13 protein-coding genes are annotated in these 14,359 nt (G+C 41.3%); 6 read left to right on the top strand and 7 right to left on the bottom strand.

Translation table 11 applies throughout. The features are described 5' to 3' along the window. Positions 1-42: 42 nt before the first annotated feature. On the bottom strand, positions 43-1,200 hold the full coding sequence (locus ANA7108_RS0115655) for a DegT/DnrJ/EryC1/StrS aminotransferase family protein (protein WP_016951745.1): 1,158 nt from the start codon (positions 1,198-1,200) through the stop codon (positions 43-45). 253 nt (positions 1,201-1,453) lie between these two features. Between ANA7108_RS0115655 and ANA7108_RS0115650 the strand changes: the two genes are divergently transcribed. Next, entirely contained in the window at positions 1,454-3,007 is a 1,554-nt protein-coding gene (locus tag ANA7108_RS0115650) for a GAF domain-containing sensor histidine kinase (RefSeq protein ID WP_016951744.1), read from the top strand. Between the two features lie 267 nt (positions 3,008-3,274). Then, the gene (locus ANA7108_RS0115645) at positions 3,275-4,699 is read left to right on the top strand and encodes an IctB family putative bicarbonate transporter (RefSeq protein ID WP_016951743.1); all 1,425 of its coding nucleotides are present in this window, start codon (positions 3,275-3,277) and stop codon (positions 4,697-4,699) included. An 18-nt stretch (positions 4,700-4,717) separates the two neighbouring features. On the opposite strand, the gene smpB is transcribed toward ANA7108_RS0115645, so the two are convergent. Then, positions 4,718-5,185 carry an SsrA-binding protein SmpB gene (smpB, locus tag ANA7108_RS0115640; protein ID WP_016951742.1) on the bottom strand — a complete coding sequence of 156 codons (468 nt, stop codon included), beginning with the start codon at positions 5,183-5,185 and terminating at the stop codon, positions 4,718-4,720. A 472-nt stretch (positions 5,186-5,657) separates the two neighbouring features. Between smpB and ANA7108_RS0115635 the strand changes: the two genes are divergently transcribed. Beyond that, the gene (locus tag ANA7108_RS0115635) at positions 5,658-6,341 is read left to right on the top strand and encodes a response regulator transcription factor (protein ID WP_016951741.1); all 684 of its coding nucleotides are present in this window, start codon (positions 5,658-5,660) and stop codon (positions 6,339-6,341) included. 192 nt (positions 6,342-6,533) lie between these two features. Here the strand turns inward: ANA7108_RS0115635 and ANA7108_RS0115620 are convergent, their stop codons facing one another. The 4 genes from ANA7108_RS0115620 to murC form a co-directional block, all read right to left on the bottom strand. Next, positions 6,534-7,013, bottom strand: a complete 480-nt coding sequence (locus ANA7108_RS0115620; protein WP_026104222.1) for a low molecular weight protein-tyrosine-phosphatase — start codon at positions 7,011-7,013, stop codon at positions 6,534-6,536. Positions 7,014-7,091: 78 nt separating this feature from the next. Next, positions 7,092-7,442 carry a YbaB/EbfC family nucleoid-associated protein gene (locus ANA7108_RS0115615; RefSeq protein ID WP_016951738.1) on the bottom strand — a complete coding sequence of 117 codons (351 nt, stop codon included), beginning with the start codon at positions 7,440-7,442 and terminating at the stop codon, positions 7,092-7,094. Positions 7,443-7,599: 157 nt separating this feature from the next. Further along, the gene (murB, locus tag ANA7108_RS0115610; RefSeq protein WP_016951737.1) at positions 7,600-8,598 is read right to left on the bottom strand and encodes a UDP-N-acetylmuramate dehydrogenase; all 999 of its coding nucleotides are present in this window, start codon (positions 8,596-8,598) and stop codon (positions 7,600-7,602) included. Between the two features lie 125 nt (positions 8,599-8,723). Next, entirely contained in the window at positions 8,724-10,184 is a 1,461-nt protein-coding gene (gene murC / locus ANA7108_RS0115605; RefSeq protein WP_016951736.1) for a UDP-N-acetylmuramate--L-alanine ligase, read from the bottom strand. Positions 10,185-10,658: 474 nt separating this feature from the next. Here murC and nadD point away from each other — a divergent pair, with 474 nt between their 5' ends. Next, positions 10,659-11,285, top strand: coding sequence for a nicotinate (nicotinamide) nucleotide adenylyltransferase (nadD, locus tag ANA7108_RS0115595; protein ID WP_016951734.1), 627 nt, complete (start codon positions 10,659-10,661; stop codon positions 11,283-11,285). Between the two features lie 116 nt (positions 11,286-11,401). Continuing rightward, positions 11,402-12,415, top strand: a complete 1,014-nt coding sequence (locus tag ANA7108_RS0115590) for a type I glyceraldehyde-3-phosphate dehydrogenase (RefSeq protein WP_016951733.1) — start codon at positions 11,402-11,404, stop codon at positions 12,413-12,415. Positions 12,416-12,520: 105 nt separating this feature from the next. Here ANA7108_RS0115590 and thiL read toward each other — a convergent pair whose 3' ends face one another. Next, a complete protein-coding gene (gene thiL / locus ANA7108_RS0115585; protein WP_016951732.1) occupies positions 12,521-13,564 on the bottom strand; it encodes a thiamine-phosphate kinase in 1,044 nt (347 codons plus the stop codon). Between the two features lie 61 nt (positions 13,565-13,625). Between thiL and ANA7108_RS0115580 the strand changes: the two genes are divergently transcribed. Then, positions 13,626-14,261, top strand: a complete 636-nt coding sequence (locus ANA7108_RS0115580; protein WP_016951731.1) for a hypothetical protein — start codon at positions 13,626-13,628, stop codon at positions 14,259-14,261. The last annotated feature ends 98 nt before the right edge of the window (positions 14,262-14,359 follow it).

Below are 14,359 nucleotides of genomic sequence, written 5' to 3'. Positions count from 1 at the left end.
AATCAGGAATAATCAGTAAATAGTGAGTATTTAGGGAAAAGTTTATTTAACTTCATCACCTTTTTTTGTACTATTTACATTTGAATGAATAGCAGTTATCACTTCTTTAATTTGGCTATTTGTCAAACCTGGATACATTGGTAAAGATAGTATTTGTTTAGATAGATTTTCTGATTGGGGAAAGTCTCCTGGTTGATAACCTAAATAAGTGAATGCAGGCTGAAGATGGCAAGGAATTGGGTAATGAATGCCAGTTTGAATGCCTACTGCGGTTAATTGTGTTTGTAATTGCTGACGTTCTAGGGGGCAAGAATCATCAATTTTAATCACATAAAGATGATATATGTGTCCTGTGCCGCTTTGGTTTTGCATAGGAATAATACCAGCAGTAGCCAAGGGTGCTAGTTCTCTATCATACATCTTAGCGATGGTTAAGCGATCGCTATTCCACTGAGATAAATAGGGTAGTTTTTGGTTTAATACTGCGGCTTGCAAGGTGTCTAAGCGGCTATTTGTACCTGATTCAATATGTAAATACTTTTGAGATGAGCCATAATTTCGCAAGCGACGCATTTTTGCAGCTACCTCTGCATCTTTAGTCACTACCATACCTCCATCCCCAAAAGCCCCTAAATTCTTGCTGGGGTAGAAACTAAAAGCGGCGGCAATACCTAATGAACCGGCCTTATATCCTTCCCGTTCTGCCAAGTGTGCTTGAGCTGCATCCTCAAAAATTAAGATTTTGTGAGTATGAGCAAAGTTTAATAATTGGCTAGGTGAGACCATCTGACCATACAGATGTACAGGAATAATGGCTTTGGTTCGGGGTGTAATGGCTTGAGCGGCTGCTTCTAAGTCAATTAAGGCTGTTTTCGGGTCACAATCCACTAAAATTGGTTTAGCTCCAGCACTGACTACACCAATCAATGTGGCTACAAAAGTATTAGCTGGTAAAATGACCTCATCACCAGTACCGATGTGACAAGCTTGCAGACCAAGAGCGATCGCATCGGTTCCAGATGCCACACCAATTCCATATTCCGTACCAGATGCGGCAGCAAAGCCTACCTCAAAATCCGACAAAGCTTGACCGAGAATAAAATCTCCCTTTGCTAATACATCCTGAATTACCTGTTGCAATTGAAGTTGAATAGGCTGATGTTGTAAATTCAGGTCTACAAAAGGAACTTTAGTAATCATTTGATTTATGACCAAGTAGGATTAAAAATTAGGTAGCAATATCCTAGCTTAAAAAAGTAAAAATCCTGAAACTCAGGAAAATTTTTATTACCAGTAATTAATTCTAGATCCTCTGTCCCCAAATTCCAAAATGAAATTCAGAAATTTTGACAAAGTTGTTAATCGGAGGTTGAATTTGGGAATCCTAAGGAATAGGAAATAGTAATTCCATCAAAGTAGTTAGACCACTCACAGTATTAAGGTAGCAGCGGTAATGGTAGACCATGAAAATAAATTATTTGCCTCCAGTGATGGTTGGAATTCTTTACCAGCCCAAGAACAACAACGCCTCAAACTATTGTCAGAATTAGGGTTGAAGCAACCCCAAACCATTCCAGTATTTGAAGAAGCCACTCAAACCGCTGCCCACTTTTTAGAAGCTGAGATTTCTATTTTGGGATTTATAGATCAAGAAATCCACTGGTTAAAATCATCGGTAGGCTTATCAAGATTAGGACTAATGAATGATCTGGCAAAAAGCCGTCAATTATTACGCCGAGATTCCTTTTGCACCCAAGTGGTAGAGACATTACGAATATTAGTAATTAATGATACTAAAGACATTAATAATACAGAAATAGCCTCTAGTAAATTAGTGCAGAATTATGGTATCCGCTCTTACTTAGGAGCGCCATTAATTGATGCTTCTGGGTATTGCTTAGGTGCATTAGCAGTTATGGATCGCCAGCCCCGCAATTTTACAGAGCGAGATATTGAGTTTTTGCAAATTATTGCTCGTTGGAGCATGAGTGAGTTTGAACGCAACCGATTACTGCAAGGAAAATCAGAAAATATTCCTATTCCTGCTCGCAGAATTCCTAGTTTTTCATTCCCAGAAGATCAGACAATAGACCTAAAAATTGCCCCACCCATTTTAGACAAAACCTATAATTCCACTAAGCAACTCAAACTAGAACTTTTAGGTCAGCTAACTCAAGAGTTACGTACACCTTTAACGTCCGTACTGGGAATGGCTGGTGTTCTCGGCCGGGAAATTTATGGGCCTTTAACGATTAAGCAGCGGGAATATCTAGAAATTATCCAAAACAGTGGGCGTTACTTACTTTCCTTAGTCAATGAAATTACAGAACTAGGAATCATGGATGATAGTTCAAATGCGTTGAACTTAGTTCCTGTCGATGTGGAAATGCTGTGTCAACAAGCTATCAATACCCTATCAGAAGTAGCTGGTCGCCGTGAGCAAGATATTCGCTTATCTATAGAACCAGGGCGCAATCGCGTTTGGCCTTTGGATAAAGATAAAGTTCGGCAAATGCTGTATCACTTGATATTTAGTGTGATTCAACTTTCTGCTACAAGCAGTATTGTTCGTATTCACGTTGGTTATCAGGAAAATACACTCTGCATTACTGTTTGGGTTTCCCATCCCTGGTTAGGAGATGGTATCAGCGAGATCGATCCTTACTTACGCGTCGATTCCTCAGCAATGTTGGAAATGGTGCGCGAGGCAGGAAAGTATAATCTTCATTCAGAAAATCAGGAGAATTGGCCTAGAATCTGGGAGCAGTCAGAAAACTTGATGAAGGATCACTTAGGAATCTTGGTCGGTGCTGCTGATCAGAATTTAGCTGCTTTATCTGGTAATTTATCTCGTGAAAAAGTAGGTCTGTTACTTAGCTGTCAGCTGGCAGAACTACACGGAGGACAAATTTCGATTCAAGGTTCCTCAGAATCAGGATATCGCTATGTGATTACTTTGCCACTGCAATCGGCGACTCCCTCACAATTAATCAATGATGTTGGCTGATCAATTAGTGCGGAAACTTTGGTAGTTATTATAAAATCAATTGTTAATCTTGAGTCTGATCTTTGTAGAGCAACCCGGATTATCATTAAAGCCAAGTTCTGTGTATATAGCAATCCATCAGAAATCCTGAACACATATTTGAAACGTCAACGTAGATGTTGGGTGACGACAAGGTTATCAGTTAATGACTGCGTAAGCAGCCAACCTACAAGATGTTCATAACTTCCGCCAGGATTGCTATAGCTGCTAATTAGTCATAACATTTTTATGAATTTAGTCTGGCAAAAATTTACTTTATCCTCTGTACATCTGAAAGAATATCTGACTACCAGCTACCTGCATCGGTTTCTGTTCGGTATCTTGCGTTCGTGGCGGCAGACTAGTATTTTGATGCAGTGGGGAGATACAATAGCTGCGGCTCTTCTCAGTCTTATTTATGCTTTTGCACCTTTTGTTTCCAGTAGCTTAATGCTGGTATTGTTGGTGGCTTGTATAGGATTCTGGGTGCTGCTAACTTTATCAGATGAAAAAAATTCTGGCAATTCAGCATCTGTAACCCCGATTCATCTGTTGGTATTACTTTATTGGGGAATAGCTGCTATCGCTACAGCCTTATCACCAGTGAAAAAGGCAGCATTGAATGACTTGGCAACATTAACACTCTATTTGTTGCTTTTTACCTTATGCGCTAGGGTACTGAGGTTTTCCCGATTTCGGTCTTGGCTAATTGGTCTTTACCTACATATATCCCTGATTGTCAGCGTATATGGCATCCGACAATGGTTTTTTGGTGCTAAAGCCTTGGCAACTTGGGTTGATCCTGAGTCTCCTCTATCCAAAACTACAAGGGTTTACAGTTATTTGGGTAATCCCAATTTACTGGCCGGATACCTCCTCCCCGCCGTGATTTTCAGCTTAGTGGCTATTTTTGCTTGGCAGGGCTGGATGAGAAAAGCTTTAGCTGCAACGATGTTTGTTGTTAATATTGCTTGCTTGGTTCTCACCTATAGTCGTGGCGGCTGGATTGCTTTAGTGGTAGCACTGTTGACTGTGATGGCATTGCTAGTTTATTGGTGGAGTTTGGAAATGCCGACCTTTTGGCGAACTTGGTCACTGCCAATTATTGTCGGTGGTTTAGTTGGGGTATTGGTGCTGGCTGTGATATTTGTCGAACCTGTACAACAGCGCGTTCTCAGTATATTTGCAGACCGCCAAGATAGTAGTAATAATTTTCGTCGTAATGTCTGGGATGCTGTTTTTAAGATGATCCGCGATCGCCCAATTATTGGTATTGGACCGGGACACCATTCTTTTAATCAGGTCTATCCTCTTTACCAACAACCCCGATTTACGGCTTTGAGTGCATATTCGATTTTTCTGGAGATTACTGTAGAAACTGGTTTCATCGGTTTAGCTTGTTTTCTTTGGTTGATAATTGTCACCATTAATGCCGCATTTATGCAAATGCAACGGTTGCGACAATCCAGAAGTATAGAGGGATTTTGGGTAATTGGAGCGATCGCTACTATTTTGGGTATGCTCGCTCACGGAACTGTGGATACTGTCTGGTATCGTCCGGCTGTTAATACCCTCTGGTGGTTTATGGTGGCCTTAATTGCCAGTTACTGGACACCTCTATCTCAACCAGCAAATCCACCCCAGCCACAACCTCAACCCACTCAATTGTTGTAATTTACTGACGCTTGCGGCTTAATAACTTTTCATTGCCCGTTGAATATCACGCTGATCTTGACGACGTTTGAGGTCTTCGCGCTTATCGTGCAGTTTCTTGCCTTTCCCTAAGGCGATACTCACTTTTACCCAGCCGCGTTTAAGATACATTTTCAACGGGACTAAGGTTAAACCTTGCTGTTCTACCTTACCAATTAGTTTCCGAAGCTCTTGGCGATGCAGCAGTAACTTACGTGTACGGCGCGGTTCATGGTTAAAATATTGTCCACTAGATGTGTAAGGTGAAATATGTGCATTTATTAACCATGCTTCGCCGTTACGAATTAATGCATAGCCATCTTGGAGATTAACTTTACCCGCACGGATTGATTTGACCTCGGTTCCTGTTAGCTGAATTCCAGCTTCGTAGGTTTCCAGGATTTCATACAAATAACGGGCTTGACGATTGTCGGTGATAACTTTATAACCTTCGTTTTTGTCACTCATTGAAAATCTTGTTTGTGTTAAATATACCTAAAAATTTCTCCAGACTGTTCTGTCAATCTATGGGGTAGTAACTGTAAATCAACTAAAGTTTCATTTTTCAGTTGAATATGGGCTTGCGACTCATCAAGCTTCTATTAAACGTGATCCTATATCATAGCACTATAAATGCTGAATTAGACATTATCATCAATCATAATTTCTGGATGGGTGAGCAATTGTTATATCTGAGTCAGCGAGTTATGATGAATTGCAGAACTTTTCGCACCCAACACAAACAGCCTAATTTGCATTAAGTTTCATAAACACTTCTGAAGAATTTAAGATTTTCTTTATAAAAAACTCTTCAGCTAGTCATTAGTCAGTAATTCTGTCATATTATGAAACATAAGAACACTATATATTGCCAGTGTCTATTAATAGTGTTCATAAAAGTAAATTGCTGAGTAACAAAAATGCTAAGGGTGTACTGTCCATGCCCTTAAAGATCCTTATAGTAGATGACGACTTGGGCACTCGTCTATCTGTTAGTGATTATCTTGAACTGTCTGGCTATTCAGTGATCATGGCTAATGACGGTCAAGAGGCTTTAGCTATGGTTGACCAATACCATCCTGATTTAATTGTCACAGATATTGTCATGCCAAGGATGAACGGCTATGAATTAGTGCGTCAGGTGCGCCAACAAACAGAATTTAGGTTACTACCTGTAATTTTGTTAACAGCGCGAACAAAAACCCAAGAAAGAATTTTGGGCTACCAATCAGGGTGTGATTTATACTTACCTAAGCCTTTTGAACTAGAAGAGTTAGCCGCAGCAATTCGGAATTTGCTAGAGCGATCGCAAATCATCCAAACGGAGTATCGCTTTTCTCATCCCAATAATTTTGGCAGTTACACATCCATCAAAGCAAAAGAAGACCATAATACTCTGTCTACTCAAATCCATTCACCCCAACTACTCTCATCACTAACTACCAGAGAGCAGGAAGTTCTAGATTTACTGATTCATGGTCTATCTAATGCGGAAATCGGTCATCAGCTACACCTGAGTGCGCGAACAGTAGAAAAGTACGTCAGCAGTTTATTAAGAAAAACTTCAACCAGCAACCGAGCTGAACTCGTTCGTTTTGCTATGAAACATGGTCTGGTGGAATAGAGTGATGGAGACGGGGGGAGATGGGGACGCGGGGACGCGGTGATGGGGAGATGGGGAGATGGAGAGATGGAGAGATGGAGAGATGGAGAGATGGAGAGATGGAGAGATTGAAGAATAAATAATTACCTTCTACCCTCTACCTTCTGCCCCTGCAAGAAAGCCCCCTGCTGCTTCTGTCACCTGCTATATTCCCTAAATTTGTTGACTTTTCACATAGTCTAGCAGACCTTCACAAGCATCAAGCAGTAGGTCAATAACCTGATTAAAACCTTCTGAGCCGCCATAATAGGGGTCGGGAACTTCTCTGATTGTATGTCTAGAACAAAAATCACACATTAAGCGAACTTTATGGTGATATTGCCCAGAAAGGTCAACAGCGAGGATATTTTCAAAATTGTCTTTATCCATCGCCAAAATCAAATCAAACTCTTGAAAGTCAGACTTTTCAAATTGGCGAGCTTGACCACGTAGTTTAATTCCCAACTTTGTAGAGGCTGCCGCACTCATGCGCCGGTCTGGTGGACTACCAATGTGATAGCCAGAAGTACCAGCAGAATCACAGTGAATACTAGCGCTCAAATCAGTCTGCTCAATTAAATGATTCATAATATTTTCTGCCGAGGGCGAGCGACAAATATTACCCAGGCAGACAAATAGTAACTTGTAAGGCATAAATTAAATTTCGCTTTGCGTGTCAGATGTCAGTTGTTGTTGCTAGTGACAACTGACCACTGAACTAATGACTAATGACTAAAATCCGGGTAGTTCCAGTCCACTGGTTAATTCTTCCATACGTTCCCGCATGGTAGTAGTGGACTTGTTGTAGGCATCTTTCATGGCTGCTGTCAGCAGATCAGAAAGTACTTCCGCACCTTCTCCCAAAGCATCTGGGGAAATTTCCACCCGCTTGGGTTCTTGGTTCCCACTGACAATTACCTTAACCAGACCACCACCAGATTCGCCTTGAATCTCCATTTGCTCCAATTCTTCTTGGAGACGTTTTGCACCTTCTTGAACTTGCTGGGCTTTTTTGAAAGCGTCAGCTAGTTCCTTCATTTTTCCTAAGCCAAAACCAAATCCCTGTCCTTTTCCTGCTGTCATAATTAATTTTCCACTTATGCTTTGAATAACAAATCAAATTCAATTATAGATGTGGTGGGTAATTGGTAATGGGTAATGGGTAATAGGTACCCTGCTCCCTGCCCCCTGCTCCCTGCCCCCTGCTCTCTGCCCCCTGTCACCTGTCACCTGTCACCTGTCAACAAACTGGTTGAAACTCGCCGATCATTTTAACTTCTGGCTCTAACCAAATTGACCAACGTTCTTGAACCTGATGTTGAATATGACTAATGAGACAGAAAATATCACTAGCCTTAGCCCCACCACGATTCACGATAAAATTGGCGTGAAGTAGTGCTACTTGCGCTCCACCGATTTGATAGCCTTTTAAACCAGCTTGTTCAATCAGCCACCCAGCAGTGTAAGGTTTAGGATTGCGGAACACACTACCACAACTAGGAAAATTGTAAGGTTGGGTACTAAGCCGATGTTGTTTGTTTTGCTTAGTTGTGGCTATCACTTGTGCTGGATCTGCACCTGGTTGGAGTTGAAAGGTAGCTTGAGTGACTATACGGTTGCCACCTTGCAATAAAGAACTTCGGTATTTATAACCTAATTCAGATGGGGTGAGAGTTTCTAATGTGCCATCGGGTGAGAGTACTTCGGCGCTAATTAACATATCTGCAATACAGCTATTATGCGCTCCTGCATTCATGACCACAGCACCCCCAACAGTTCCGGGGATACCAACAGCCCACTCTAAACCTTCCCATCCTAAATCTGCTGCTTCCCATGCCAAGCTGGGAATAGATTCTCCAGCAGCGACGGTTAATTGACCTGTTTGTGGGTCGAAGTGTTTAGAGCGGAAATGACGAGTAGCAATAACTAAGCCTGGTATACCTTGGTCACTTACCAACAAATTGGAACCTGCTCCCAATATGGTTACTGGTAAAGCTAGTTCTTTTGCATACTCAATACTTGCTTGTAGTGTTTCCAAGTTGCGGGGGGCAACATACCATTCTGCCCCTCCCCCAACTCTGTAGGAAGTAAACGCGGATAAAGAAGCCTGGGACTTGATTGCACAATCAGTGCCGGGTAAATAAATTACTTTACTATCGACCGCCTTAATTGTTTCCTGTTTCTTGGTAGTCAAAGCAGAAATAGTACAGACGTTTCCAACTGCCTGAGAGATTGTCATCGTTGCTTTAATTGGTAATTTCTATGACATTTTTTACCGATTAGATTCGGTAATAATATTAACTAATGAAACCATTGCTAGATAGAGAATTCACTCAGAAACCAAACCTAGCAAGTTGACTTCACTTAGGATGTGGCTGTAGCTAGTTCACGAAGTGTGGCAATAACTTCGGGAATCGCCTGATTTAAATTACCGGCACCAAGAAACAATGCCAAGTCGCCAGGACGCAGTGTTGATAACAAAAACTCGCACACAGAGGATAAAGTTGGTTTATAAATTACCTGCTGGTGCTGTTTGGCAATTTCATCTGCCAATTGTTCACCGCTAATTTGTCCTAAATCGGGTTCACCTGCACTGTAAATGTCAGTGATGACTACTAAATCAGCATGGGTAAAGGATGCGGCAAATTCTTCTAAAAATGTTAGTGTCCGACTATAACGATGGGGTTGAAAGATGGCTACTACTCTCTGTCCTGGTCTAGCTTGAAGACGTGCTGCGGCTAGAGTAGCACGAATCTCACTGGGGTGATGGGCATAGTCATCAATAAAGGTAATACCGGCTGCTTCCCCCCGGAACTCAAAACGCCGTCTTGCACCTTCAAAGGTGGCGATACCTTTGGCAATTTCCCCAAATTCCAAATGGAGTAAACGTCCCACAGCGACTGCTGCTAGAGCATTGCTGAGGTTATGGCGACTCAAGAGGCGCACATTTAATACTCCTAAAGCTTTACCTCGTTCCCAAACGAGTGCTGTTGTACCATCAGCCCGATAGTCAATATTAGTAACAGTGTAGTCAGCATTGGTATCTGGATTTAGGCTATAGCTGATTGTTGGTTTCAAGCTATCGCGGACTGTCTCACAATCAATGCTACCGATTAAAGTTTTGCAACCTTGGGCAAATTTTTGGAAAGTGTCAATCACTTCCTCTAATGTGTCGTAGTGGTCGGGGTGATCAAGTTCAATATTAGTAATGATACCAATTTCTGGAGCGTGTTTCACCAGAGAACCGTCTGATTCATCTGCCTCAGCTACCAGATACTGACTTGCGCCCAGTCGAGCATTTCCTTCCCAAGCGTTGACTTCACCACCCACTAAAATAGTTGGATCAAGACCAGCTTGCAAGAGCATATAACCAATAATGCTGCTTGTTGTAGTTTTGCCATGAGTTCCTGCCACAGCAATACTATGGTAATCAGCAATCAAAGCAGCCAGGACATCGGAACGATGTAAAATTGGGCAACCTAATTCTAAAGCTGCTTTGTATTCCAAATTATTGTTGTTAATAGCCGTGGAACAAATTACTTGGGGAAGTATTGTTTTGTCATCAGACAATTGTTCTTGTGAATTGAATGATGATCCATTAGCCGATACTTGAGGTAGAAAGAATTCAAGATTGCTGGCTTCTTGTCTACTAAAAATGTGAGCGCCAAGAGATTCTAACTTGCGGGTAATTTGGTTAGGACGTAAATCAGAACCGGATACTGGTAATTGACGCTTTGTCAAAACATGAGCCAGGGCAGACATTCCAATACCGCCAATCCCAATGAAATGAAATGGTCTACCGCTAAAATCTATAGAATTACTCATTTTTTATTCCTCTTACACCACACCACAAAATCATCACAAATGACACGCGTATCATAACAGGATTTTGATTTTTACTGATACTGCCCCTGTAAGATTTTTATACCTGAATAAAGGGTTAATTTTTTACTTTGTTTTTGCTTATTCAGAAAGATATTACTCTCATAAGAGATTTTTTTTATTTTTAATATCTTCTTATGACTATTCTGAAAATTGGGGTTACATCGGGAAAAAAAATCTTGTAATCTTAAATACATATTTTTGATTGTCTTACTGGAAATAGCTACAAAAGTTCTGAAGTCTGTGAAACTGATCATAAATTTCATCAAGCCTCACCATGAATTGACTACAATAGTACATTGACAGTGAAAAAATTATTCAACTCCTGAGAGCAAGAAGTTCATTTATTCAATGGAGTAGTCCCAGTAAAAACGCTTTTTAGCCTTTCTGCTGTCTTTAACCCAATTCTTGAACTAGATGCAACGACTAGCAATTTTTGGTGGCACATTTGATCCAATTCATTGGGGACACCTGCTTGTAGCTGAAACAGCCTTAGCTCAAGTACATCTAGAACAGGTAATTTGGGTGCCATCAAGAAATCCTCCTCACAAACAAGCGGCTTTGTTTGAGCATCGAGTAGTAATGCTGCAACTAGCCATAAAGAACAACCCAGCGTTGACGATCTCATTAATTGATGAAGAACGCTTGGGGACATCTTATGCTATTAACACCCTGATAGATTTATCTGCTTGTTATCCAAATACTCATTGGTATTGGATTATAGGTTTGGATGCTTTCCAAACTTTACCCCGTTGGTATCGTGGACATGAATTAGCACAAATGTGCGATTGGTTAATCGCACCCCGACTAGTAGGTGGTGAGACTATAGCTCAAAGTGAGTTAATCTGCAAGCAAGTTGAGCAAACAGTCAGAGATCAGTCCCACACCATTAATTGGCAATTACTACATACACCCTTAGTCAAGGTTTCGTCAAGTATAATCCGTGAACTTTGTTACCAAAACCATTCAATTATTGATTTGGTACCGGAAGCAGTGAGATTGTACATCGCCACTCATAACCTTTACTCAGATAATCCTGAATAAATTGTGTGTTTTTTTTTAGATATAACACTTTATGGTTATAAACACTCCCCCCCTTTGCGATATGATTGGGGTCAACGATATCAACTTATAGGCATAAATACAGAGGGCAAGATACTGTGATTAGAGTTGCAATCAACGGTTTTGGGCGCATTGGACGGAACTTCGCACGCTGCTGGGTGGGTAGAGAAAATAGCCAAATTGAACTTGTCGCTATTAATGACACCTCAGACCCTAGAACCAATGCTCACCTGCTAAGGTATGACTCGATGCTAGGGAAGTTAAAGGGCGCTGATATTAGTGCCGATGATAACTCCATCACCGTCAACGGTAAGATGATTAAATGTGTATCTGATCGCAACCCAGATAACTTGCCCTGGAAAGAGTGGGACATTGATCTGATTATTGAATCAACTGGTGTTTTTACCAGTAAAGAAGGAGCAATGAGGCACGTAAATGCTGGAGCCAAAAAGGTTCTGATTACAGCCCCTGGTAAAAACGAAGATGGCACTTTTGTGATGGGTGTGAATCATCATGATTATGACCACAACATCCACAACATCATTAGTAATGCCAGCTGTACCACCAACTGTTTGGCTCCTATCGCCAAGGTGTTAAATGATAAATTTGGCATCATTAAAGGCTCGATGACCACTACCCACAGCTACACTGGCGACCAGCGCTTGCTAGACGCTTCTCACCGTGATTTACGTCGGGCAAGAGCAGCAGCTATCAATATTGTACCTACCTCCACTGGTGCGGCAAAGGCAGTAGCGCTGGTAATTCCAGATCTCAAAGGCAAGCTGAATGGTGTTGCTTTGCGTGTACCTACTCCCAACGTGTCAATGGTAGACTTCGTGGTTCAGGTTGAGAAGCGTACTATTACTGAAGAAGTTAACCAAGCGTTGAAAGATGCGGCTGAAGGTCATCTCAAAGGAATTTTAGGCTACACTGAACTACAACTGGTTTCATCTGATTATCAAGGTACTGATGAATCTTCTATTGTTGATGCCAGCTTAACTTTGGTTATGGGCAATGACATGATCAAAGTCATGGCATGGTATGACAATGAGTGGGGCTATAGCCAACGAGTTCTAGATTTGGCTGAATTAGTAGCTGCGAAGTGGGCATAGTTAGGTGATTGGGGAAAGAGTCAGTTTTACTCAGCACTGTTTCGGTGACAGTAATAACTAACTCCTAAAATCTTGACGATTGATAAGGGCGGGGAAACCCCGCCCCTACTTGCTAAAGTGTTTAAATCCTTGGTTGAGGCTGAGAATTTGGTCAGGTATTTTTTGATTTTGATCATGCAATAAGACTGTTAAATCTGGTGTGATTGTGCCAATTATGGCTGCATCTGTGCTGAGTTGTTTTACCAAAGTCTCTGCTATATCTTGGGGTAAACACAGCACTAATTCAAAGTCTTCTCCACCTTCAAGGGTATATTCTCGCGCTTGTTCTGCGGTTAGCCATTTTTCAAAAGCTTTGGGAATGGTGATTTGGCTATATTCCAGCACCGCACCGACACGACTAGCTCGGCAGATTTGTAGCACAGCATCTGCTAAACCGTCACTGCTATCCATACCGGCTATAGGAATAGGGCTGGGGGCAGGGGGCTGGGGGCAGGGAGATTTGAGAATTTCCTTGAGTATGGGTATAACATCTAAACGTGGGTTGGGACGCTGGTGGGCTGTGATTAAAGCCGCCTTTTCTTCACTTTTGAGGTTTTGCCCTATTTCCGGGTGTAAGAGTAATTCTAAGCCTGCACGGGAGGCTCCATGAATGCCTGTGACAACGATCGCATCTCCTACTTGTGCAGCGGAACGACGAATAATTAAATCGGGTGTAGCTTGACCAAAAGCGGTAATTGCTAAAGTGGTGATGGGCGATCGCACAATGTCACCACCAACTATAGGCACATTGTACTTTTGCAAGCATTCTGTCATTCCCTGATATAGTCTTTCTACCCAATTAACGCTGATATCTCCAGGTAAACCCAGTCCAACGGTGATCCCCAAGGGAAAAGCACCCATTGCGGCTAAATCTGATAAATTCGCCGCCGCCGCCCGCCAACCTGCATCTTCTGGGGAAGTCGTAACATTACTAAAATGCACACCATCAACGAGCATATCTGTTGTCACTACCAAAGATTGATTTGGGTTAGTGGTTAATACTGCGGCATCATCTCCAATTACATCTGGTGGACAAAAGCGTTGTAATCTTTCTAAAAGACCTTGTTCACCAATATCTTTTACTTGTAGGCAAGATAAATTATCATTCATCATAAAATTTACTGATTATTTTACAAACTAAAATAAAACTAACATCTAGGAGACAGTTAATATGGTTTCTATCGTTGGCATCACAGACACCATTAAAAGCTTGAGTGATTTACAAACTTGTTGTAACTTACATCAAGCTGAAGATGAAAACTTTTTTAACGAATGGTTAACAGACTTACCCCAACTCAACCCACAAGAACAAGCAGGTATTACTCGCCTCAAACAGCGTTATGATTATCATCGCGTTGATGGTCTATTATTAGAAGTGACAATTAATTTTTTAGTAGTTTCGCCACTTTTGGAACTTGCAGGTTTTCTAGATTCACCTTACCGAATTCGCTCACCCTATGGCATAAATTTAGAAATTGAAGAACCAGAAGAAACAATTCGCGGTTTTATTGATGTCCTAGTTGTACAGGAAAAACTTTGGATTTTTGTGGTTGAATCTAAACGAAATAGTATTCCAGTTGTTGCAGCAATACCGCAGTTATTAGCCTATATGTTAACTACTCCCCACCGAGATAAATCTGTATTTGGTATGGCTACAAATGGCGATGAATTTATATTTATTAAACTATTTATCACAGACAAACCTCAATATGACGTATCACGCACATTTTCCCTATTTCCCCGCCGACATGAATTAGCTGAAGTGTTGCAAATTTTAAAACAATTAGGAAAAGCTGTTGTAGCTTAATGCAGGTAATCTGGTGTAGTCAGATATTGCGTTGTCAGCATTTAGGCTAAATTAGAAATTACTTCTCGGAAATTTTTCAAAATTATAGATACATTATC

Origin of the sequence: Anabaena sp. PCC 7108 (genome assembly GCF_000332135.1) — a bacterium.
GTDB lineage: Bacteria > Cyanobacteriota > Cyanobacteriia > Cyanobacteriales > Nostocaceae > Anabaena.
The sequence above is the reverse complement of the archived record's forward strand: the minus strand, read 5'-3'. Positions and strand labels throughout refer to the sequence as shown.